Source organism: Marinobacter sp. KMM 10035 (genome assembly GCF_046537445.1).
Taxonomy (GTDB): domain Bacteria; phylum Pseudomonadota; class Gammaproteobacteria; order Pseudomonadales; family Oleiphilaceae; genus Marinobacter; species Marinobacter sediminicola.
Map to the genome: position 1 here is coordinate 146,901 of NZ_JBBVMG010000003.1, position 21,899 is coordinate 168,799.

Annotated in this window: 21 protein-coding genes; 9 read left to right on the plus strand and 12 right to left on the minus strand. The window is 53.2% G+C overall.

What is annotated here, in order from left to right:
* Window positions 1-106 precede the first annotated feature (106 nt).
* The 4 genes from AADB16_RS16140 to AADB16_RS16155 form a co-directional block, all read right to left on the minus strand.
* Window positions 107-580, minus strand: coding sequence for a peptidylprolyl isomerase (locus AADB16_RS16140; RefSeq protein ID WP_309044819.1), 474 nt, complete (start codon window positions 578-580; stop codon window positions 107-109).
* A complete protein-coding gene (locus AADB16_RS16145; RefSeq protein WP_410804765.1) occupies window positions 580-2,790 on the minus strand; it encodes an acetyl-CoA hydrolase/transferase C-terminal domain-containing protein in 2,211 nt (736 codons plus the stop codon). Before AADB16_RS16145 ends, AADB16_RS16140 begins: the two co-directional genes overlap by 1 nt.
* 205 nt (window positions 2,791-2,995) lie before the next feature.
* Window positions 2,996-3,325 (minus strand): hypothetical protein, encoded by a 330-nt coding sequence (locus AADB16_RS16150; protein ID WP_298449864.1) that lies wholly within the window; start codon window positions 3,323-3,325, stop codon window positions 2,996-2,998.
* 244 nt (window positions 3,326-3,569) lie between these two features.
* Window positions 3,570-4,607 (minus strand): NADP(H)-dependent aldo-keto reductase, encoded by a 1,038-nt coding sequence (locus tag AADB16_RS16155; RefSeq protein ID WP_410804767.1) that lies wholly within the window; start codon window positions 4,605-4,607, stop codon window positions 3,570-3,572.
* A gap of 217 nt (window positions 4,608-4,824) precedes the next feature.
* Between AADB16_RS16155 and AADB16_RS16160 the strand changes: the two genes are divergently transcribed.
* Window positions 4,825-5,376, plus strand: a complete 552-nt coding sequence (locus AADB16_RS16160; RefSeq protein WP_309044822.1) for a phosphatase PAP2 family protein — start codon at window positions 4,825-4,827, stop codon at window positions 5,374-5,376.
* 22 nt (window positions 5,377-5,398) lie between these two features.
* Here AADB16_RS16160 and dinB read toward each other — a convergent pair whose 3' ends face one another.
* On the minus strand, window positions 5,399-6,463 hold the full coding sequence (gene dinB, locus AADB16_RS16165) for a DNA polymerase IV (protein WP_410804986.1): 1,065 nt from the start codon (window positions 6,461-6,463) through the stop codon (window positions 5,399-5,401).
* A gap of 115 nt (window positions 6,464-6,578) precedes the next feature.
* Here dinB and AADB16_RS16170 point away from each other — a divergent pair, with 115 nt between their 5' ends.
* The 5 genes from AADB16_RS16170 (at window position 6,579) to minE (ending at window position 9,137) form a co-directional block, all read left to right on the plus strand.
* Window positions 6,579-6,857: a DUF1244 domain-containing protein gene (locus tag AADB16_RS16170; protein WP_410804770.1), complete on the plus strand. Its 279-nt coding sequence runs from the start codon at window positions 6,579-6,581 to the stop codon at window positions 6,855-6,857.
* Complete coding sequence (locus AADB16_RS16175; protein WP_410804772.1) at window positions 6,857-7,243, plus strand: HopJ type III effector protein; 387 nt, start codon at window positions 6,857-6,859, stop codon at window positions 7,241-7,243. The genes AADB16_RS16170 and AADB16_RS16175 overlap by 1 nt, the downstream gene beginning before the upstream one ends.
* A complete protein-coding gene (minC, locus tag AADB16_RS16180) occupies window positions 7,240-7,989 on the plus strand; it encodes a septum site-determining protein MinC (protein WP_410804774.1) in 750 nt (249 codons plus the stop codon). The genes AADB16_RS16175 and minC overlap by 4 nt, the downstream gene beginning before the upstream one ends.
* Before the next feature lie 80 nt (window positions 7,990-8,069).
* Entirely contained in the window at window positions 8,070-8,882 is an 813-nt protein-coding gene (gene minD / locus AADB16_RS16185; protein WP_410804776.1) for a septum site-determining protein MinD, read from the plus strand.
* A 3-nt stretch (window positions 8,883-8,885) separates the two neighbouring features.
* The gene (minE, locus tag AADB16_RS16190) at window positions 8,886-9,137 is read left to right on the plus strand and encodes a cell division topological specificity factor MinE (protein WP_298449854.1); all 252 of its coding nucleotides are present in this window, start codon (window positions 8,886-8,888) and stop codon (window positions 9,135-9,137) included.
* Window positions 9,138-9,203: 66 nt separating this feature from the next.
* Here the strand turns inward: minE and AADB16_RS16195 are convergent, their stop codons facing one another.
* A complete protein-coding gene (locus AADB16_RS16195) occupies window positions 9,204-10,211 on the minus strand; it encodes a DUF2804 domain-containing protein (RefSeq protein WP_309044826.1) in 1,008 nt (335 codons plus the stop codon).
* Window positions 10,212-10,347: 136 nt separating this feature from the next.
* Here AADB16_RS16195 and AADB16_RS16200 point away from each other — a divergent pair, with 136 nt between their 5' ends.
* The 3 genes from AADB16_RS16200 to AADB16_RS16210 all read left to right on the plus strand — a co-directional run bounded on the left by AADB16_RS16200 (window position 10,348) and on the right by AADB16_RS16210 (window position 13,076).
* Window positions 10,348-11,088: an START domain-containing protein gene (locus tag AADB16_RS16200; protein WP_410804778.1), complete on the plus strand. Its 741-nt coding sequence runs from the start codon at window positions 10,348-10,350 to the stop codon at window positions 11,086-11,088.
* 66 nt (window positions 11,089-11,154) lie between these two features.
* A complete protein-coding gene (locus AADB16_RS16205) occupies window positions 11,155-11,652 on the plus strand; it encodes an HPP family protein (protein WP_410804780.1) in 498 nt (165 codons plus the stop codon).
* A gap of 68 nt (window positions 11,653-11,720) precedes the next feature.
* Window positions 11,721-13,076 (plus strand): PhoH family protein, encoded by a 1,356-nt coding sequence (locus AADB16_RS16210; protein WP_410804988.1) that lies wholly within the window; start codon window positions 11,721-11,723, stop codon window positions 13,074-13,076.
* Between the two features lie 53 nt (window positions 13,077-13,129).
* Here the strand turns inward: AADB16_RS16210 and AADB16_RS16215 are convergent, their stop codons facing one another.
* The 6 genes from AADB16_RS16215 to AADB16_RS16240 all read right to left on the minus strand — a co-directional run bounded on the left by AADB16_RS16215 (window position 13,130) and on the right by AADB16_RS16240 (window position 21,797).
* On the minus strand, window positions 13,130-14,824 hold the full coding sequence (locus AADB16_RS16215; RefSeq protein ID WP_309044830.1) for a methyl-accepting chemotaxis protein: 1,695 nt from the start codon (window positions 14,822-14,824) through the stop codon (window positions 13,130-13,132).
* 162 nt (window positions 14,825-14,986) lie between these two features.
* Window positions 14,987-16,339: a sigma-54-dependent transcriptional regulator gene (locus AADB16_RS16220; RefSeq protein ID WP_410804783.1), complete on the minus strand. Its 1,353-nt coding sequence runs from the start codon at window positions 16,337-16,339 to the stop codon at window positions 14,987-14,989.
* Window positions 16,336-18,150, minus strand: a complete 1,815-nt coding sequence (locus AADB16_RS16225) for an ATP-binding protein (protein WP_410804785.1) — start codon at window positions 18,148-18,150, stop codon at window positions 16,336-16,338. The genes AADB16_RS16220 and AADB16_RS16225 overlap by 4 nt, the downstream gene beginning before the upstream one ends.
* An 85-nt stretch (window positions 18,151-18,235) precedes the next feature.
* Entirely contained in the window at window positions 18,236-20,416 is a 2,181-nt protein-coding gene (locus tag AADB16_RS16230) for a TRAP transporter permease (RefSeq protein ID WP_309044833.1), read from the minus strand.
* A 98-nt stretch (window positions 20,417-20,514) separates the two neighbouring features.
* On the minus strand, window positions 20,515-21,492 hold the full coding sequence (locus tag AADB16_RS16235; protein ID WP_410804788.1) for a TAXI family TRAP transporter solute-binding subunit: 978 nt from the start codon (window positions 21,490-21,492) through the stop codon (window positions 20,515-20,517).
* Window positions 21,489-21,797 (minus strand): hypothetical protein, encoded by a 309-nt coding sequence (locus AADB16_RS16240; RefSeq protein WP_410804790.1) that lies wholly within the window; start codon window positions 21,795-21,797, stop codon window positions 21,489-21,491. The genes AADB16_RS16235 and AADB16_RS16240 overlap by 4 nt, the downstream gene beginning before the upstream one ends.
* Between the last annotated feature and the right edge of the window lie 102 nt (window positions 21,798-21,899).

Consider the following 21,899-nt stretch of genomic DNA (forward strand, 5'->3'; position numbering starts at 1 on the left):
TAACAGCAATTATACATGCTATTCAGAAATATACATGGAACTGCCATGCGGTTACACCCGGTTACACCCTCTAAGCTCTAGCGAATTCGGCGTGCAACCACCCAATTCACTCGAACAGCGGTCGACCTTGAGCGACTTCATCATCAGTCGCTTCGCGGCGCCCGATAATTTCCAGATCAAAATACAGAGTAAAACCCGCAAGTGGATGATTTGCATCAATTCGAACAAGATTACCGTCAAATCCCATAACCTGGACAATCTGGGCATTTTCACCAGTGTTGGTTTGAAACTTCATGCCAATCTGCAGTTTTTCTACCCCCTCAAACATTGACCGGGGCACCTTCCGAACCAGGTCATCACGGTGCTCTCCATATGCCATCGAGGGAGGCACCGTAACCTCCAGACAGTCTCCGGCATTGCGCTCCTTTACCGCTTTCTGGATACCCTCTATCACATCAGGGCTGCCGTACAGGAAGTGTAGGGGCTCACCACCCTCCGAGGTATCAACCAACTCGCCAATTTTGTTCTTGAGTACATAGTGAACTGTAAAAACATCAGGCTTTTCTTGAGGAGCTTGCATCAGACTTTCGAGTTTCCCGTATTCGATGAATGTTCTATCAATGTAAGACCATGAATCACAAGGCGCTGATCCAGTTTTTCACGCAGCCCTGAAGGCTGGTTCAGGTCCATTCGCTGCAACAATTCTGCATAACGGCCCTTCTCATCTTTCGCCCGCAAGGCCTGTAGCAGGGTCGACAGTTTACCACGACGGGTCGCCGTTTCAGCCTTGAGCCGCTTCAGCGCTTTGCCCAGCACCAGCTCCTGGTCGGTAAAATCCCGCCCAAATGGAAATGCCGGGAACCAATCTTTATCGCCGGTGCCAGTGAACGCACTGGCGGCGGCAGTTGGCGTATTGTTCAACCAATTTGTTGGCAATCGGAACTTCGCATCCACCTTACCCGCCTTCTGCGCCTGATCGAGCAGGCCTTGCTGAAAGCGGGAATCCGCAATGCGGATCAAGCGCAGATAGACCTGCTCATCCGATTGACCACGAAGATCTGCAATACCGTACTCAGTGATCACTACATCCCGCAAATGCCGGGGAATGGTGCAGTGGCCGTAATTAAACACGATATTCGACGCCACTGAGCCCTTGGCATTACGGGTGCTGCGCAAGGCTATGATAGAGCGGGCCCCCGGTAATTCGTGCGCCATAGAGACAAAATTGTACTGACCACCCACACCACTGATCACCCTGCCATCCTCAAGCCCGTCGGAAACCGCAGCGCCACTAAGGGTATACATCATTGCCGTGTTGATAAACCGGCTGTGGATTCGCTGAGCCGCCTTGAGCCGCTGGTTACCGAAACGATGATCATAAAGATGATTAATAAAGCTCACGCTGGTCATGCAAATGCGATCGCGATCCTCATCGGAAAGCTCGCGCAGGGACTGGTAGAACTGCTGGGGACCCACATAGAACCCCCCGTGCATCGCAACCCCGCCAGTAAGCCGCTCACCGATCGCCAGCGCCTTCATTGCCTCTCTCGCCTCTGGATCATCCAGATCGGCATTGAGTGAATGATCTCCAATCCGCAACCGGCCACCTTTAAACTCAACCGCATCACGGAGAATACCGTACCGTCTCAGCCAGGTGACGTCCCGGGCCCGCATGGGTGAGTCAATCAGCCCTTCCTGCCTTAGTACATCAAGGGTTTCCAGGGAAATCTGCTCTTCAATTTCACCGTTGTTGATCAGTATTTGCAGGTCCGCGTGATCATATACTTCACGCCGCAACACTCCTGCTTCCATAAGGTACAGGAAGCCATCAACCATCATCTCACTGCAACCATAGAGTCCTTTTTCAAAGGGGCCGGTTCCACCGTCCTTTTCCGCCAGCGGGAATCGCTCCGCAACATTCAAGTTGTCGTAAACAGCCCGCCAGGCCGCGTTATTCCTGTGGCGCAATATGGCACTGTGCACAAGCGCCGCCCCAAGCGAACCAATACCCACCTGAAGTGTGCCACCATCTTTAAGCAAGGTGCTGGCGTAAAAGCCGATCAAGTGGTCTGCGGGACTAATAGCCATCTGAGGCGCCGAAAACAATGGGTACTCGGTAGCCTGGTGCTCGAACACCAGATCAAACTCGTCTTCCGCAATAGCAGCATCGCGACCGAACCAAGGCATCTGGCGATTGATTTCACCCACAATAGCCACCGGGGTCCCAGACGCTTCCCGCTCCCTCAGCAGAGGCAGCAAGTCGAGGCTCAGATCGGGATTACAACTCAGGCTTACCATTCCTGGCGCATCATACAGTTCGCCTGGAGCGACCATTTGCGCCACGACATTAACGCCCAGGTCCATCAGGTCACGAACGGCGTGGGTATAGTTGGTCGACACGTAATGACGCTGCTGACTGCGGTTATTGAGGTAACTCCCTGCTTTGAAGAAAAACTCCGACACCTGAACATTGGAAGGGAGGCTGTTCTTATTAACATCCTGCGCATATTGGAGAGTCGGAATGCCGCCATAGAGGCGCTCCGCAAACGGCGCCATAAAGCGCTTTTCCAGGGATGAACTGCCGGAAGGCGCAAGTAACGAAAGCGCAGTGAAAATATGCAGGTTTATTTCAGGATCGTCTTTCGCCCTCTGGTACAGCGCATTTACGAAGCGGACAGGCTTCCCAAGACCTAGTGGCAACCCCAGGGTAATATTCTTGCCCACCCGGCGGATCACATCATCCACGCAACGCTCCGCGTTATTCGAGCGCTGTCTGCTATTTACCGCCATAAAGAGATCCCCACTGATTATTCAACATATGGCTACTATCAGAGAATCATCACATGAGACATGCAGACAGACAATGCACCAGATCATTAATCTGGCGTTAAACCAATGTATTGCAGGAAAAAGCCAGTACAGCGAAAGGATGAATCAGATGAGCGGGAAAACGATATGAAGCAAAGGAGGCAACCAGAACCGGGCGACTACAGATTCAGAAATTCCATTTCAGGTTGAGGCATGCACCTTCATTCAGCAGCGCGATTCCATGATCAGCCTGCGCCGGCTGCGAGGCGTAGTGCTTGCCGTTATCGTTCGCGCGCACCAAAGAAAGACTTAACAAACGAGAGCCAATTTCGGCAACGGCAACCGCATCAGCATCATCTTCTTCAAAATCACGGGACATCCGCTGCTGAAGCTCATATACATATTCTACTGTCATGGTTTCGCTGGTCGCCTCAAACGCGCGCTCAGACGCCTCGGCGCGAACCACAAACGCGGCGACGTTGAGAACAAGCAGTGTGACAAATATGCGGATAATCATGATACTTACAGCGACCTTTTAAACGGATTAGAAGTTTACTCACCCCATTGACTAAAGTCTAACCCCTTAGCGGCAAAAAGATGTGAAATCGCGCGCAGTCATGCCTCTTTTTTGTCACGCTTTCGCAGACATTTTGTCAATATATGATCGCCAATATTTCAGAATGTAACACCCACTTCTCTAAAGCCAGCCAATTCCTTTTAGCATCAACAGCTTAAGAGAAACCATAGATTTTCGACAGTCTTCAGGGGCAAGGGTAGGTAAATTCGTTATGAATCGCGTCAATAGCCTCCAACGTATCCTGACTAAGCTTCACACTGCACGAGCCCAGATTTTCACGGAGCTGCTCCATGTTGGTGGCACCAATGATGTTACTGGTTACAAAACTGCGGCTATTAACATACGCCAGCGCCATTTGAGCCGGAGATAGCCCTATGTGCCTCGCAAGCTCTGCATAGGCTCGAGTCGCATCAACCCCTCTTTCACTGGTATAGCGGCTGAACCTCTCATAAAGCGTGAGGCGAGCCTTTTCCGGCCACTTACCACCCATATACTTGCCAGACAGCATGCCAAACGCCAGCGGGGAGTACGCCAGCAAGCCTGTTTGCTCACGATGAGCTATTTCCGCCAACCCCACTTCAAAAGAACGGTTCAGCAGGTTGTAAGGGTTTTGAATACTGGCAATGCGCGGCCACCCATTCTCCCCTGCCAGGCGGAGATACTCCATCGTGCCCCAAGGCGTCTCGTTCGAAATCCCGATATGCCGAACCTTCCCTACCGCCACCAGCTCACTGAGTGCGCCGAGGGTTTCCTCAATTGGCGTCGACTTTTCTTTCGGGTCTGGCCGATAGCCGAGCTCCCCGAAAAAATTGGTGCTGCGATCCGGCCAGTGCACCTGATAGAGATCGATATAATCCGTCTGCAGACGCTTCAGGCTGGCATCACAGGCTTCAATAATGTGGTCGCGGGTAAGGCGGGGCCCATTTCGCAAGTAACTGAGCCCATTCCCGGGACCGGCGACTTTAGAGGCGATCACCAGATCGTCTCGGCGGCCGCGCCGCGCCAGCCAGTTCCCGAGATAAGTCTCTGTTAGACCTTGAGTCTCAGCCCGCGGAGGAACAGGGTACATCTCCGCAGCATCAATAAAATTCACACCTTCAGAAGTGGCATGGTCCAGCTGCTCGAAAGCTTCCTGCTCTGTGTTTTGCTCCCCCCATGTCATGGTGCCCAGACAGATAAGACTGACTTCAAGATCCGTACGGCCTAGCTTTCGGGTTTGCATTGCGCCTCCGCTCAAGATTGTTGAATGCGTAATAAAAGTGTCACAGGGGTGTCATGTGCCCGTCACCCAAAGCTCCCATAGTGGAGCCATAGTAATAAAAACCAGAGGGAACGTCATGATCCAAGCCAGTCTGGCAAGCTAGCTACCCGGATACAATCTATATAGCCACTCAAGGGCGATTGTTGCCGCGGGGTGGAGAACGATAAGGATCTAACCCATGTCAGAAAGCAGCAAGGCGATCCGCTTCTTTGAGCTCGCAGATCAGCGTGAATACGCTTTTTGCCAGCACATAAACAAAATTGCCAAATTTCGGCCGATCATGCGCTATTTCCAACTGGCAAGTCGGCTGGGGGATGGTTGGTTCTGGTACGCACTGATATTGGCCATCCCCTTCCTGAAGCGAGAGACTGGCCAAGGCCTGGCACTGCTAATGACTCTGACTGGGCTGACCTGCACCCTGACCTACAAATTACTTAAGCGTTGGCTAATCCGCGAACGGCCCTTCATATCATTCCCCTCCATTAGTTGCGGCACCCCACCATTGGACCGCTACAGCTTTCCTTCAGGCCACACCCTGCACGCTGCCTGTTTTCAGACCATTTTGTTCATGACAATGCCAAAGCTGGCACTGGCAACCGCTCCCTTTACACTGAGCGTGGCCGCATCCCGAGTGGTACTGGGTTTGCACTATCCCTCTGACGTTCTCGCGGGCGCATTTATTGGTGGCCTGATGGGGTATCTATCGGTGACATGCTTTTTCAGCCCCTAGCGTGCCTTTTCTCAGACTGACATCAATCAAACAATCTGAGCTGAGTCACCGGTGCATCATCATTGCGAAAGCGCACCCCTAGGCCCAGCAGCCGAACCGGCCGCTCTCGATTACTCACCAACTCGGTAAGCAGTGGGAGGTAGTCTTCATATCCTGGCTCTTTTATGTTTTCCCGCACCCGCTCCAATGTGTGGGTGGAAAAATCGCTGTAGCGTATTTTTATAAACAGCTTATGGATGGGCTTATCACGACCCTTACGGGTAAGGCGGAGATTAAGATCTGTCGCCAGTGATGCCAAAACCGTTTCACAGGCGGCAATATCTGGTAAATCCTGAGAAAAAGTACGCTCAACGCTCACAGATTTGGCAATTCTGGATACCACCACCGGCCGCTCATCCCGGCCATGGGCCATTTCATGCAACCGATACCCCTGTTTACCAAAGCGTTCGATCAACACATCAACGCCCAGTGCCTGCAAATCACCACATGTTTTCACACCAAACGCATGTAATTTAGCCGCCGTCACCTGCCCAACGCCAAACAATTTCTCAACCTTGAGCTCGCGCACAAAACCGTCGACCTCATCAGGCTTTACCACAAACAAACCGTCTGGTTTTCGCCAATCGCTGGCAATCTTGGCGAGAAACTTATTGGGGGCGACCCCGGCAGAAATCGTAATCCCCACTTCCTTTTCCACACGCTCCCGCAGGTAGCGAGCCATTAATGTGGCGCTCCCTTTATGCTCGGTCACATCAGTAACATCCAGAAAGGCTTCATCCAGTGACAGGGGCTCAACCAGATCGGTCAACTCTCGCAGAATGCCCATCACCTTTTGTGATGCCACTCTGTAGCGGGCCATATCAGGCGGCACGGTAACCAGGCCGGGGCATAGCCACCGAGCTTCGCCGCCAGGCATCGCCGAGCGCACACCAAAAGCCCGGGCTTTATAATTACAGGTAGTCACCACGCCACGGCCACCCTCGCCGCCTACCGCCAGCGGCACCTCACGCAGCGTTGGGTCATCACGCATCTCAACTGCCGCATAAAAACAGTCACAATCCACGTGGATGATCTTGCGTTGAGGCATAATCATTGGGCTCGCGTCGGGTTTCTGTACATTTATACAGTCTTGTATCTTAAAGTAAGATGCTGAGAATGTCAGGAATCTCCAAGACAACCACAGAATCTCATAACGAGGCACCATGTCGAACCCTATTCCAGATTCCAAGCGCACTGAAATCGAAGCTGCAGCTTTTCGCCGCCTGGTTAAGCACCTGGGAGACAACCCCGAGGTTCAGAACATTGATCTGATGAATCTGGCCGGATTCTGTCGCAACTGCCTTTCCAAATGGTACCGGGCAGAAGCCAGTGAGCGCGGCGTTGAGATTTCTGACCCTGCTGCCAGGGAAAAGATTTACGGCATGCCGTACGAAGAGTGGAAAGCCCTACATCAAACAGGTCCTAAACAGGATCACAAGTGATGAATGTAAATGAAGCAGTACGTATTCACCTGGCTTCGATAGGGGGTGGCCATGCCAATTTTGATGACACTCTCGCTTTGATAGAGCGGCACTTTGATTACACACCCGCCAGTTTCCAGAACGGACCTTTATTTAATTCGGCCGGTGAAAATGCAGGTTCGTGCAAAGTGTTTGGGCTCGGCCTTTACTGCACACTGAATGAAGCAGACACGCTGAAACTGTTTGCTCAACATTATCAGCAGGTATTAGACAACCCTGCCAGTGAAAGCCACAGCAACATTCGCCAATTCATTGGCACCGGCTGGTCTGGCATTCGCTTTGAAGATACGCCGCTGCGCCTGCGCCGCCCGACCGAGCCATCCATCAAGGACGACACCCATTCATGAGCAACATCACTGCACCCGGGGTACAGCAGGTATTCCAGCTGAAAAGCGCCAGCGTTTCCATGACAGCGTTGGAACTGTATTACTTCGACAACGACGAGTTTGAGGAAACGCTGAGGAACAAAATCAGCCAGGCTCCCGGCTTCTTTCGGGATATCCCTCTGATCATAAGCCTGGAAAAGTACGAAGGCCTCGACAGCGAACTGGATTTTTTCAAGATCATCGGCGCCTGCCGCCGCAACAGCATTCATGTGATTGGCGTTCGTGGCGGGAATGACGATCAGCGCCGTCTTGCTCGCGGAGCCTCTCTGGCACTAATGCCCGGGAGCGGACAAAGAGACAAGGACCACGAAACCACAGCAGAGGTAGCTGACGCCCCTGCAGCGCCTGCACCTCAGACAGCAAAAGAAGCTGCTCCGGCAAAAATCATCAGCCAACCGGTGCGTTCAGGCCAACAGGTTCACGCACCCGAGGGCGATCTGGTTATTCTCGCACCGGTTCAAGCCGGTGCAGAAGTACTGGCAGCGGGCAGCATTCATGTTTACGGTCCATTGCGCGGCCGGGCTCTGGCGGGCATTCATGGCTCGGAATCTGCCAGAATTTTCTGCCAATCCCTTGAGGCAGAGCTTGTGTCCATCGCCGGACACTATAAAATCTCCGAAGATCTTCAAAATAACGGCTGGAAAAGCGCTGTGCAGATTCAGCTCAGGGACGACCTGCTGGTGGTAGCACCACTGGACAAGGCCTGATACTGGAATCGAGCAAAATAATTTGACCGGGCGACACATCCGGCTGACACGACGAATCCACGAGATACAGGAAATAAACCTTGGCTAGAATTATTGTCGTAACCTCAGGAAAGGGCGGCGTTGGTAAAACCACCACCAGCGCCTCCATAAGCACCGGTCTTGCCAAACGCGGCCACAAAACTGTAGTGGTAGATTTTGATGTAGGCCTGCGTAACCTCGATCTGATCATGAACTGCGAGCGCCGCGTGGTGTATGACTTTGTAAACGTTATACAGGGTGATGCAACGCTCAATCAGGCGCTGATCCGTGACAAGCGGGTTGATACCCTCTACATACTCCCGACCTCACAAACCCGGGAAAAAGAGGCGCTTACCAAAGAGGGTGTTGAAAAAGTTATCAACGAACTTGCTGAGACCTTCGACTACATCATTTGCGACTCACCCGCAGGGATTGAGCATGGGGCGCTTATGGCCCTGTACTATGCGGATGAGGCCGTTGTAGTAACCAACCCGGAAGTTTCCTCCGTTCGAGATTCCGACCGCATTCTTGGCATTCTGCAAAGCAAATCGCGGCGCGCCGAAATGGGTGAAGACCCGGTTAAGGAGCACCTGCTGCTAACCCGCTACAACCCGGATCGGGTCGAGCGAGGGGAGATGCTGTCGGTGGCAGATGTCGAAGAGATTCTCGCCATTCCGTTACTCGGCGTAATACCCGAAAGCCAGGTTGTGCTCAACGCCTCAAACCAGGGGTTGCCCGTTATACTCGAAACCGAGAGCGACGCTGGCCAGGCTTACGACGACGCAGTTGCACGCCTTCTGGGTGAGGAGCGCAAACAGCGCTTCATGACTAACCAGAAAAAGGGTTTCTTTTCACGGATGTTCAAGGGAGGCTAACGGATGAGTTTCCTCGACTATTTCAGAGGCAAGAAATCAGGCTCTGCCAATGTGGCAAAAGAGCGTTTGCAGATCATTGTGGCCCACGAACGCGGGCAGCGCGACCAGCCGGATTATTTGCCGGAAATGCAGCAAGAAATACTGGCGGTCATTCGTAAATACGTGCAGATCAGCGATGACATGGTTCAGGTAGAAGTAGACCGTAATGGCAGTTGCTCCGTTCTGGAGCTGAATGTCACACTGCCCGAACGCTGAGCCAGTTCAGTCCCGGTGATGTGAGCGAGCGCCAGCCAGCTTTCTGTAGGCTGGCGCTCTTTGCCGTTACCACCGCGCGAAGTGGTCTTCCATAAACCCCTGCAAACCCTCAACCTCAATCTTGTTACCGCTTTCATCGGTGACGGTTCCATTGAAGGTGCCTACATACTGCCGGAAGTTGGACGCCAGTACCCCTGCATTCAGCTTTTCCTTACGAGCCGTGGCCGGCACAAAACGCAGGTCTACCCGGCCATCTACCGTGGTTACATGCCAGTCACTTTCAGCACTGTAGCGATCAAAGCTAAACCGGGCAGCTGCAAGTGTCTGGCACTGCCCATCCAACCACAGAGCATTTTCTGTCATGCCGGTTTCGTTAACGCCCGCGGCTAAATTAAGCCCGAGTGATCGGCCGCCTGGCAGTTGCCCCGCCAGACTCGCCCAGTTCCAGGCCGTTTCGCGGCGCATAAAGCCGCAACTCCAATCAATAGCACCGCGAGTGCCTTCATCACAGCGCCAAATTTGATTGCCCCAACGAATCTCACCCTCAACCGGCAGGCCCGCCGACTTCCGGGTGAACACCCAGCCATTGTAGCCCGCACGGCACACCAGCCGGAGTGGGTCGTTATCCTCTTTCAGCGCAAGCTCCACACGGATTCCACCGGGGGCGGATACCGAAATTGCCCTGCCGCCTGCGAAGGGCAGTATGCGCATGGAAACCTTGCCCTTTCTGAACGAGGCCTGGCCACGCTCAGGGAAAGGTTCTATTTGGGTTCCCATTGCCAAAGGGCTCATAAAGCTTTGCTCAAGCATCTGCCCGGATGCAAAATCGTAGAGGTAGAAAAAACCACTCCCCACGAGTTTTAAATCCACCAGCGCCATACCAAACACCCACCCGGGGCCAGTGGCACTCACAAACTGGAACTGGTTAAACCGCCAGCGCCGGGCGAACCTGGTGCGAGGTTTATCCATTACCGTACGCAGGTCGTAATCCAGATAGTTTATTTCTTCGACCGGCTGGCTCAGTACGCCGGGAGCAAAGCGTCCCTTGCCATCAATCAGTTTCTTTATCGTCATAATAATCGTCAAATCAGGCCAATTTATCGAACTGTTTCACCGGGCAACAACCTGGTTCACAATCCCCTGCTTCGGGCTCATACTGCCCGTCACCCCGTGATAGACTCTGCGCAATTTTTTCAAGGAAGTGTAGCTTATGAACAAGACCGAAGCCCACAGCCTTAAAGACTGGGCCTCAGTCATCAGTGGTGTAATGTTCGCCCTGCTGGCTTCTGCAATGGCGACCACCACTGTTAGCGCCGGTTTACCAGGCGAAGACAGCGAGGTATGGAGCTTGCGCAAAGAATCCGGCGACATACGCATCTACACCATGAGCCAGAGCAACTCCAGCTTTCAGGCATTTAAAGCCGAAGCCCTGATTGATGCCCCCATCGAATCTGTTATGGCCGTGATGCAGAACCCCGCGTCTTGCATGGAATGGTTGCTCAACTGCACCGAATCTTACGCGATCGGAAAAGGCAATTTTCATCAGCGCTACGCCTACTCCGTCAATGACCTGCCTTGGCCCGTATCTGATCGGGACTACGTAATCAGCATTAGCACAAAGGGCAATCAAGCCTCCGGCGAAGTCATTATGGAAATGAGCGCTGTGCCTGAAATGCGTGCAGAAGTCAGCAACCGCGTACGGGTTGGGTTATCAAACACCCAATATCGTTTTATTCCTGAAAATGACAAAACCCGAATGATCTGGCTTCAGCACACAGACCCCAATGGCGCCCTGCCCGGCTGGCTGGTTAACACGCTTCTGGTTGATATACCGGTGAGATCTCTGGAAGAGTTAGAGCGGGTAGCAAGCAAAGAGCGCTATCAGGGCTTCAGCCTGATCTATGACGAGAGCGGCCGCCTGATTGATGTAAGGCAAACCAGCGACATCTGAGGGGTGACGAGCCAGGTGTGAAACGCTAAGCTCTGGCAAAGGACTTCGCAAAGCAGGGATCACCTGATGACAGTGCTCGCACACGAAATAATGACGCCTAGCATTAAGGCGGTGCCACAATCCTGGACAATGGATCGTCTCGCCAGATTTCTGACTGACAATGAAATCACGGGCAGCCCTGTTACGGATGAATCCGGTGAAATTATTGGCATCGCCACCCTAAAGGATATCACCGAGTTCCGCTGGAATGCCAAGCGTTCCAATACGAACACCGCGGATGAACTCACGGCAGAAGAGCAGCAGGAAGCCCGGCGCTTACGCATGGTACTTTTCGAGGAGATGGGCAAAGTACCGGTAGAAGTACGGGATATCATGACCCCCATTGTATTATCGGTTGACGAAACCACACCGGTGCGCGACATAGCCAACATCATGATGAAAGAACATCTACACCGGATTTTTGTCACCAAAGACACCAGGATAACCGGCATCGTAACTACATATGATATGCTGAAAATCGTCTCGAATGAGGAGCTTACGAAACGCTGCGCCAGTAACAGCTGAGACCCACCACAGAGGTAGCGCCCCCTATGCCCAGAACACCGGAAAGTGCATCGCAAGCCCGTAGAACCATGTACGTCCTCGACACCAACGTTCTGATCCACGATCCCAACGCCCTTCTCAACTTTGAAGAACACGATGTCATCATCCCGATGACCGTTCTTGAAGAACTCGACGGCCTTAAATCCGGCAAACAAAGTGTCGCAGCCGACTGTCGCCAGGCAATCCGCACCATCGACAGACTGCTCGGTGATGCCAGCCCCAAAGAGATAGAACAAGGTGTGCCCATAGTAAGGGCCAAAATGGCAAAGCCTCTGGGAACGCTCTCAATACTGATGAGCACCGAACACGCCAGTGGCCACTCATTACCTGAGCACCTGAACGATAACAAGATTATCAATACCCTTGCTTCGCTTCAGGAGCGGCACACATCCCGGGACATCATTCTTGTAAGCAAAGACATCAATATGCGGCTGAAAGCCCGTGGGTTTGGTGTTGAGGCTCAGGACTACCAGAACGACCAGTTGGTTGATGACATTGACCTGCTTCCCAAGGGCTATATCGAGTTCCCGAACTCTTTTTGGGACACCATTGCCAAAGTAGAAACTCTGCAGCGAGACGGGATAACAGAACACATTCTCAAACGCGAAGGCGAGCTGGCCAAACTGAACATCAACGAGTTTGTTCTTGATGAGCAGGGGTTTATCGGCCGGGTGGTTAACATTAACGACTCCCAGGTAGTCATCCGGGATCTGCATCAGCACGATCTGATGAACGAAGAAGTCTGGGGTTTGGTGCCGCGGGATATCTATCAGGCCATGGCGCTGCACCTGCTGCTGGACCCAGACATTCATTTGGTGAACCTGACCGGGTCAGCAGGCTCAGGTAAAACCATTCTTGCGCTGGCCGCTTGCATCGAAATGACTGTGGCCAGCAAGCTCTACAAGCGGATTATCGCCACGCGTTCAACCCAGGGCCTGGATGAAGATATTGGCTTCCTGCCTGGCACCGAGGCGGAAAAAATGGAGCCGTGGCTAGGGGCCATTGTAGATAACCTGGAAGCACTGCACGAAGACGACGAGAACATGACCGCCAGTGTGGACTACATCCTCAGCAAGGTGCCCCTGCACTTCAAATCCATGAACTACATTCGAGGCCGCAGCTTTCAGCATAGCCTGATTATTATTGATGAATCCCAGAACCTGACGCCGCACCAGATCAAGACCATCATCACCCGTGCCGGTAACGGGTCCAAAGTGATCTGCCTGGGCAACCTGGCACAGATTGATACGCCGTATCTGAGCGCCCTAAGCTCGGGCCTGACTTACATGACCGAACGTTTCAAAACCTTCAGCCACGGTGGCCATATACACCTGCAAGGTGTACCTCGCTCACTGCTGGCGGAGTTTGCCGAAGCCAACCTCTGACACAGTTACAAAAGCCGGGTCACGGCCCGGCTTTTGATGCTTCAGCGCTTAGCTTACACTCGGTATCGACTGACCTGGTCTGACATATCTGCCGCCAGTGCCTTGAGACGCTGCGCTGCCAAGCCCGCCTGGGATGCCCCTTTAGCAGTCTGCTCCGTGATTGCAACAATCTCATGAACATTCTGATTGATGGTCTCGGAAACGCTGGTCTGCTCTTCAGCGGCACTGGCAATCTGGCTGTTCATATCATTGATAGTTCCAACCGCCTGATTGATTCTCTGCAACGCGTCATTCACCTTGCGCGTTTCCGTAACAGTGGCCTCACTGCGTTCACTGATCGAGCCAATCAATTTCACGGCATTGCCGGCACCGGTTTGCAGCCGCTCAATGGTTTCCTGGATTTCCTGAGTGCTCTTTTGAGTCCTGCTCGCCAGCGTACGAACTTCATCTGCCACAACGGCGAAGCCTCGACCAGCTTCGCCGGCTCGTGCCGCTTCGATGGCCGCGTTCAGGGCAAGCAGGTTTGTCTGATCAGCTATCTCACGGATAACCTCCAGAACGCTGTCGATCTTGTGGGAATCAGAGCCCAGCTTTTCAATAACTTTAACGCCCTCTTCGACCTGCTCGGACAAGCCACCAATCACTTCGATAGTCTGATGTACCAAGCCCTGAGCATCGGATACCTGAACCGTGGCATGATCTGCAGCGTTGGAGGCTTCACTGGCATTACCTGCCACTTCCTGAGCCGCGGCCGTCATCTCATTCATGGCAGTTGCGACTTGATCACTCTCGGATTTTTGACGCTCTACACCTTGCCCCGCCTCATCCATAATCTGATTCAGTTCCGCAGACGCTTCATTCAGCGTGCGGGTGGACGAAAGAACCCCTTCAACCAACCCGTGCACTTGTTCTGCAAAGCTGTTGAAGGCCGTCGCCAACTGACCTAATTCATCCTTGCTTCCCACCTCCAATCGACGTGTCAGGTCACCATCTCCATTGGCAATATCACTCATTGCAGACACCGCCGATTTCAGAGGCCGAATGATGCTGCGGACTACGATCAGGGCAAAAAACACAATGATAGCTAACGCAATTAGAGAGGTAGTTACTGAGCCAACGACCGCTTTGCCCAATGCCCCGCCGACTTTGCTGTCCATGGCGGCGACTTGGTCTTCCAGACCATCGACCCAAAACCCTGTACCGATCATGATATTCCACTTCGGCAACATCACGGCGTAACCAAGCTTTGGAGCAGCCTCACCGGTATCGCCATTTTCCCAGTGATAGGGAACATAACCTCCGCCGTTGCGGGCTACTTTTACAAGCTCGCGAATCAAATATTTACCGTTAGGATCTTTAAAGCCCCAGAGGTTCTTACCCTCCAATGCCGGGTTGACGCCATGCATAACACTGACACCGCTGGTGTCATAGGCGAACACATAACCCGGACTGCCGGAATCATCAAACCTCAGTTGGCGCAGTATGTCCCAAGCTTTCTCCCGAACTTCAGGGTCGTTCGCCGAACCGGGCTGGTTGTATAGATGGGCAATGGATGTGCGCGCCAACTCAATATAGTTTTTGAGCTCCTGGCGTTTGCTGGATTCCATATCTGAGGAGAAACCCGCCACTGCTTCAGTGCCTATGCCTTGAGCTTGTTTGAGATTGTATGTGGTCAGGAACGCGGTAAGCACGATCACTGGGATAAGTGCCAGCAACAGCACGCGCATCTGAATGGTAAGATTTTTCATATCGAATTTATCTTGTATCTGCTGGAAGGAGTGGGCAGAAGGTCTAACCCATTGCAAGGAGGCGAGATGCTACAGAATAGGCGCGGATATTATCATTGAGGGTACTGCGTATTTTGTATCCAGCGTGTAAACGTTCGTGCGTCTGCGTATCAAATGCCCGGCTCAGTCTTTGAACTGAGCCTTATCCAAACCGTGCTTTTTCATCTTGTCGTAAAGGGTTTTGCGGGCAACGCCCAACTGCACCATGGTGTCTTTGATGCTGCCATGGCACGCATTCAAGGCACTGGTCAGCACCGAGTGTTCGAAGCTGTCCATCATTTCGGCAAGGGTTCGCCGCCCGCTCACATCGGCTTTGGCTACCGGCTCACTGTCATCAAGGGCTGCCGGCCCCAGCAACACATACCGCTCCGCCAGATTACGCAACTCACGCACATTTCCTGGCCAACTGTGGTGCATTAGCCGTGCCGCCTGGCTGGCATCCAGAGGAATGCTCTCCCGATCATAACGGGCAGCTGCAATCAGGACGAAGTGATGGAACAGCATAGGGATATCTTCTTTGCGCTCTCGCAAAGGAGGTATATCCACTTTCACCACGTTCAACCGGTAATACAGATCCGCACGGAAGCTCCCTTCATCGCTGAGCGCCTTCAGGTCGGCTTTCGTGGCCGCAATAATGCGAACGTCTACATCCTGTACCTGATTACTCCCAAGGCGTTCCACTTTTTGCTCTTCGAGAACTCGCAGCAGCTTGATCTGCAGCGGCATTGGCATGCTCTCAACCTCGTCCAGAAACAAGGTACCCCTGTGAGCATGCTCTATTTTGCCAATTCGTAGCTTGTCAGCTCCGGTAAATGCTCCCGCCTCGTGCCCGAACAGCTCGCTTTCAATGAGGTTTTCCGGCACAGCTCCGCAGTTGATCGCCACAAAATTATGGGCTCCCCGTGGGCTGTTTTCATGAATGTAGCGGGCGAGCGCATCCTTACCGGAGCCTGTCTCGCCAAACAAGAGTGTGTTGGCGGAAATATCCAGAATCGGTGTGATGGTATCCATCACTTTCTGCATGCTAGGCGTATCCCCCAGTATCCTGGGGCCGGGCCGGGCCAAATGGCGTAACTGGGCCTTGAGCCGGCGGTTTTCCAGGGCGAGGTGACGCTTCTCCAGGGCATGGCGCAGGAGCTCAATCAGCTCATCGTGATTGAAGGGCTTTTCAATAAAATCATAGGCGCCCTGCTGCATGGCTGAAACCGCTGTGCTGATGTCACCCTGGCCGGTCAGAATAATAACCGGAATGGATTTATCCAGCGTCTGAACAGCGCCCAGCATTTCCAGCCCATCCATTCCCGGCATGTTGTAGTCACACAGCACTACGCCACTGTACTCAGGTGTAATAGCTTGCAGCCCTGCCTCGGCGCTTTCATAGCACTGAACAGGCAAGTCTTCCAGAGTCAATGCCTGGGCAATGGACTTGCGTATGTGCGGGTCATCATCAACAAAAATAACCGAGGGTTCTGTCATTCCGTGGCCTCCCTTTTTTGCAGGGTAAATTCAAATTCCGCACCCGGCGCGTCACTGCGATTGCGCCCCGTAAGCCGGCCACCCAAAGCATCAGCAATCTGCCTTGAAATAGACAACCCCAGCCCAAGCCCCTGTTTCACCGATTTAGTCGTGAAAAAGGGCTCAAAAATCTGCTCGGTGTTCGCCGGCAGTCCGGTCCCGTTATCCCGGACAAAACAGCGCCAGCATTCTCCCCTCTCCTCGACATCAATAGTGACTATCGGCTGCTGCTGACTTTCTACAGCCTGCACTGCATTGGCAAGCAAGTTGACCATAACCTGCTCAATGCGGATCAGATCACCGTGACATAGCACTGGCTGCTCAGGGCGACTCCAACGAATATCAATGCCCGCGCTGCTTTTCTGTGCTGCGATAATTTTCAAAGAGGCGTCCACAGACAAGCGAAAATCCACGATGGTGGGTGGCCCCTCGGACTTCCGGGCAAACACCTTGAACTGGCGAGTCAGTTCGGCCATTTTGTCACACAGAAGTACAATTTCACTGAGGTTCTCATCCACCATATCGGCGGCGCCCTTTTCCAGAAAGCGGCGGCTGTTTCTGGCGTAGGTCTGGATTGCAGTAAGCGGTTGGCTCATTTCGTGGTTAAGCCCAGCGGACATTTGCCCGAGCACCGCCAGCTTGGCTGCCTGAATTAACTCCTGCTGGGTTTCCCGTAACTCGCTTTGAGTGCGTTCACGTTCCCGAATCTCATCAATGAGTTTGCGGTTGGATTGCTCCAGATCGGCCGTTCGTTCAGTGACACTGAGCTCCAACTGTTCACCCCTAAGAGCTAACTCCGCCTCTCGACGATAGCGCTCACGCAGATACAGCCACGCCAGAAGAACACCAAAATAGATCGCGATACCGCCCATTACAAACCCGAGGCGAGTCCACACTACCGAATATGTACTGACCATTACCCTCAACGTCCAGTCGAGTCTCGGCAGCGGTGTTCGCACGCTCAGGTACTCCTGAGCACTGCCATCCTCCCTGATGCGCAACGTCTCGGATGCGCCAGACAAGCCAAAAGGCTTGCCCTGATACTGCAGTGACACAGGTTTGAGATCCCGATCAGGATACCGTTGACGAGATGCTTCACCAGGCGCCTTTTCAGCACTGCCTGTGAAATCCCGGTACAACCACGACGGCTTGCTGGCCAAAAAACTGACACCAGCCTCATCCAATACCACCATTTCCGCCTCACGCACGGAAGCCGGCCTGTGCCATTGGGATTCCAGTTCGTGCACCAATACTTTCACAACCACCACACCCAGTAGCTGGCCCTGCTCTCCACGCACCGGATGAGAGAAGTACAACCCACGGACCCGGGAGGTGGAACCCAATGCGAAATAGATGGCAGACCTGCCGGATTTTATAGCTTCAAAAAAATAGGGACGAAAACTGAAATTGCGCCCCACAAAACTGCCTGCCTGCTGGTAGTTATTGGCCGCAATCGTCAGCCCGGCTGTGTCCATCAGATACACATCCGAACTGCCAACGATGGTTGCCATACGCTGCATTTCTTCGTTGGCTTGGTGAATAATGGCGGGATTGCCAGGAGCATTAAGGGCTGCCGCAAGCAATGGGTGTTCAGCCATCAGCTCCGGAATGGGCAGATAGCGGTTAAGCTCGTTCCCCACGAGTTGGCGGTAGCGGAAAGATTCTTCGAGGCTATCCTGTTCAACCTGCTGGTAACCAACCCAACCACCCAGGATCCAGGACACCGCAAGGGTGATCGCGAATATAACAAAAGCGCCTATCCGGTAGGACATAACCCGGTTCCCGAAATACCGTTAAAGGACGCCAGAGTATCGCCCGGCCCCGTGAAGGACAAGGACCGGGCGACGAGGGCATAGTTCAGGCAGCAGCCAGGCGACCCTTGCGCTGACGCTGCATCACAAACGCTATTGCGGCAAGCCCGATGCCAGCCAGATCAGATACCAGCCCCCCTTCAATCATCATCAGTGCGGCGCCAATCAGCAATATACGGACGATCCAGGACGCTGTGATGTTTCCAAACCAGCCCAGTACACCGCCCGAGAGCAGGTATACGCCAAAGAGCGCCGTAACCAGTGCCCGAGCTATATCGAACCAGCCAGCCTCCATCAAAAGAGCGCCGTTGTAGAAGAACATGAAAGGTACGATAAACGCCGCGATACCAATTCTGAAAGAGGCCACAGAGGTTTCCATAGCGTTGGCGCCGGAGATACCTGCCGCCGCATAAGAAGCCAGGGCAACCGGCGGAGTAATGGCGGAAACCACCGCAAAGTAGAACACGAAGAAGTGCGCCGTCAGAGGTTCGATACCCAGCTGCACCAGGCCCGGCGCAACTACCGAAGCCGCCACCGCATAGGCCGCCGTCGTGGGCATCCCCATGCCCAGCAAGATGGAGATAAACATGGCGAAAATCAGCGCCAGCAATTGGCTTGCCTCGGCCACATCAAGTAACAGCACAGAGAAGCGTGCTCCAACCCCGGTCAAGGAAATAACACCGACAATAACGCCCGCTGCCGCACACACCACAATAATCTGTATGGCCATGTAGGAGGCCGTTTCCAGCGCGTGTAAAATCTGCCGAATGCCCATTTTGTTGGGTGAAAACCAACTAACTACCGCCGCAGACACCATCGCCAACGTACCGGCTCGTATCACCGAATAGCCCATAAACAGGGCTACCACCAAAATAATAATGGGCAGGAACAGATAGCACTGCTTAACCATGGTGCGCAGCTTGGGCAGCTCATCTTCCCGCATGCCACGCATACCGGTTTTCGCCGCTTCAAAATCCACCATAAAATACACAGACGCGAAGTAAAGAATCGCTGGAATAATGGCCGCAATGGCGATTTCGGTATATGGGATACCGGTAATCTCGGCCATAATGAAGGCACCTGCCCCCATAATCGGCGGCATGATCTGGCCACCCGTAGACGCAGCTGCTTCTACCGCGCCGGCGGATTTTTTGCTGTAACCCACTTTTTTCATCAGCGGGATAGTTAGCGAGCCGGTAGACACAACGTTACCGGCACTGGTGCCGTTGATCATGCCCATCAGACCAGAGGCAAAAATAGAGACCTTCGCAGGGCCGCCCCTTGAACGGCCAGCCGCCGCGAACGCAAAATTCACGAAGTAATCGCCCACTTTGGACGACTGCAAAAATGCCGCAAAAATAATGAATAGAATAATGTAGGTGGACGACACCGCTGTGGTGGGCCCAAGAATACCTGCATCGGTATACACTTGGCTGAAGAAACGCTGCACTGAAAGCCCGGGGTAGCCCAGAAAACCTGGCAGGTACGGCCCGGCAAATACGTACACCAAAAACACCAGCCCGATAATCACCAGAGCCAAGCCGGCCACCCGGCGCGTAAGTTCCATTATCAGCGCAGTACCCGCCACCGCAGCAAAAGAAATGCCCACCGGCGCGAAAGATGTGCCCGTGGACATGCGCATGGAGGTGTTAAAAGCCACAAGAAAATAGGCCGCAACCGCGATCGAACACACAATCAACACCAGATCCGGCAGGCTGAAGCGCGAGCGTTCACGCTGGTGGAACCAGCTCAGCACAATGCCCACACCCGTTGCCGCCAGCAACGGCCAGCCAAAATGCCAGGTTTCCAGATCGACCGGAATCCGCATGGCTCCGTTCTGAACCATCTGCCAAAACGAGTAAGTCTGATACAACACATAAAAGGCAGGTAAAAGCGCTACAGCACCGATCCATGTTGTCCACCGGTGGCGAGCGGAGCCTTCTTCAGCAGAGACAAAGCGCGCACCCGCGAACAGAACAAAACCTAAAACGAGCGCGCCGGCAATATGCACAATCCGGAACGACCAGGTTTCCAAAGGCGCAATATTCAGCGAATAGAGATGGAAAGAGGAGTAAACAATGGCCAGTAATGTTACAAACTTCAGCATCCTGCCTTCAAACAGCCTGCGGTTTGCTTCTACTGGCTCTTTGTCCACGTCGTGGGCAAGCACGTGGTCTTCGCCCACCTCTATATCAGAAAAGTCTTTGGGGTGTCGTTCGAGTGTCATTGGGGGTCCTGCCTGCAGGCAAATCGGAGCCGGAAAACTGCCGGCTATTATTCAGGGGCCTTGCGACCCCTTTCTTTCAACCATTCAAATCAGCAGTCTTACTTGATCTTGCTTTCTTCAATGGTATAGCCGTTCTCGTTGAACCAGCGAGCGGCGCCTTTGTGCCAAGGCAGCACGTTGTTCTTGCTGTAGTTCTCTGGAATGGAGTTGCGGGCAGCTTTGTGAATAGAAACCATCCGTTCGTTCTGCTCCATGGTCAGCTTGGTGATTTCATACACAAAGCTTTCCGGCATATCGCAATTCACCATGGCAAAGTTCCACATGGATACAACGCGCGATGGCTCATCCAGGGACTGGTAGGTGGCCGCTGGAATAATGAACTCAGACACCGGGAAGTTATCTGTAACCTTTTTGGCTTCGGCATCGGTCATACCAATGATGTTCACATCGGTTTGAACTTCCAGCTGGCTAACGGCTGGAATGGGGATGCCTGCGGCAAACGCGACAACATCAATCAGGCCATCCTGAAGCTGTCCGCCAAGATCCGACCAGCTGCCGTTACGACGCTTGAAGTTCACACCCAGGGTTTCCATCATGCGCGGGAAATAGGTGTCGGAGGTTGAGCCAGCCGGGCCGAAGCCAATGGTGGCACCATCTGGAATATCAGAAATAGACTTGATTCCGGAGCTGGTCAGCGCCGTGACCGAAAAAGGCGTTTCGTACATGGGGAACATGGCACATACGTTGTCCATCTTCATGCCTGGCGCCAGCGGGCTGTTGCCATCCATGGATTCGCGAGCCGGGCCCATGGTAGTGAGGCCAAACTTGAGATCGCCAGTATGCACTAACGCCATATTCTGCATTGGCCCACCAGTAATTTCAGCACCGCCCGAAACGCCCAGATTTTCTGCAACAAAGTTAGCCCAACCTGAGCCGTAGGCGAAATAGGTGCCGCCCTGACTGGCTGTACCAACGGTAAAGTTATCCGGCCAACCGGCCCGATCCTGGGCAACAACGGGACTTGCAACAACAAGAGTAGAGGCGAATGCCGCCGCGAAAATGGCTTGGTTCTTCATAGAGACTGCTCCCTGATTCGTTTTGTTAATTGGGTGCTCGACGGAGCCCGAAGGGGCTGCGATAACTCTTTAAAGATAGCAAATAGCGGGCCATTAGAAAGAAACCCATATAAAACATAAACATCCAAAAATGCCACGCTTAAAAGACCAGGAAATTGGGTACCTTTCCACCCATTACCGCGCCGCATTGGGTGAACTTCCGCCAGCACAAAAGCAGCTGCAACCCCAGGCGCAATCATTCGCCTTCTAAATACTTTTTTATAGGTACTATCCGCCAAATCTCCTGCCCATATCAGGCCACTCACGGGCACCTCTCCGCTTTAACCTGTTTGATATTTAGTATTCAAACCATTATTCTGCACCGATTGAACAGTCATTCAACAAATTGAACATTCATTCAATCCGCA

Excerpts from the sequence above, each read along its gene's own strand:
- AADB16_RS16140 (WP_309044819.1), bottom strand. The coding sequence starts at position 580 with ATGCAAGCTCCTCAAGAAAAGCCTGATGTTTTTACAGTTCACTATGTA.
- AADB16_RS16220 (WP_410804783.1), bottom strand. The coding sequence starts at position 16,339 with ATGACAGAACCCTCGGTTATTTTTGTTGATGATGACCCGCACATACGC.
- AADB16_RS16175 (WP_410804772.1), top strand. The coding sequence starts at position 6,857 with ATGAATGTAAATGAAGCAGTACGTATTCACCTGGCTTCGATAGGGGGT.
- AADB16_RS16205 (WP_410804780.1), top strand. The coding sequence starts at position 11,155 with ATGACAGTGCTCGCACACGAAATAATGACGCCTAGCATTAAGGCGGTG.
- AADB16_RS16230 (WP_309044833.1), bottom strand. The coding sequence starts at position 20,416 with ATGACACTCGAACGACACCCCAAAGACTTTTCTGATATAGAGGTGGGC.
- minC (WP_410804774.1), top strand. The coding sequence starts at position 7,240 with ATGAGCAACATCACTGCACCCGGGGTACAGCAGGTATTCCAGCTGAAA.
- AADB16_RS16150 (WP_298449864.1), bottom strand. The coding sequence starts at position 3,325 with ATGATTATCCGCATATTTGTCACACTGCTTGTTCTCAACGTCGCCGCG.
- AADB16_RS16225 (WP_410804785.1), bottom strand. The coding sequence starts at position 18,150 with ATGTCCTACCGGATAGGCGCTTTTGTTATATTCGCGATCACCCTTGCG.
- dinB (WP_410804986.1), bottom strand. The coding sequence starts at position 6,463 with ATGCCTCAACGCAAGATCATCCACGTGGATTGTGACTGTTTTTATGCG.
- AADB16_RS16170 (WP_410804770.1), top strand. The coding sequence starts at position 6,579 with ATGTCGAACCCTATTCCAGATTCCAAGCGCACTGAAATCGAAGCTGCA.
- AADB16_RS16160 (WP_309044822.1), top strand. The coding sequence starts at position 4,825 with ATGTCAGAAAGCAGCAAGGCGATCCGCTTCTTTGAGCTCGCAGATCAG.
- AADB16_RS16215 (WP_309044830.1), bottom strand. The coding sequence starts at position 14,824 with ATGAAAAATCTTACCATTCAGATGCGCGTGCTGTTGCTGGCACTTATC.
- minE (WP_298449854.1), top strand. The coding sequence starts at position 8,886 with ATGAGTTTCCTCGACTATTTCAGAGGCAAGAAATCAGGCTCTGCCAAT.
- AADB16_RS16145 (WP_410804765.1), bottom strand. The coding sequence starts at position 2,790 with ATGGCGGTAAATAGCAGACAGCGCTCGAATAACGCGGAGCGTTGCGTG.
- AADB16_RS16155 (WP_410804767.1), bottom strand. The coding sequence starts at position 4,607 with ATGCAAACCCGAAAGCTAGGCCGTACGGATCTTGAAGTCAGTCTTATC.
- AADB16_RS16200 (WP_410804778.1), top strand. The coding sequence starts at position 10,348 with ATGAACAAGACCGAAGCCCACAGCCTTAAAGACTGGGCCTCAGTCATC.
- AADB16_RS16235 (WP_410804788.1), bottom strand. The coding sequence starts at position 21,492 with ATGAAGAACCAAGCCATTTTCGCGGCGGCATTCGCCTCTACTCTTGTT.
- AADB16_RS16210 (WP_410804988.1), top strand. The coding sequence starts at position 11,721 with ATGTACGTCCTCGACACCAACGTTCTGATCCACGATCCCAACGCCCTT.
- AADB16_RS16195 (WP_309044826.1), bottom strand. The coding sequence starts at position 10,211 with ATGACGATAAAGAAACTGATTGATGGCAAGGGACGCTTTGCTCCCGGC.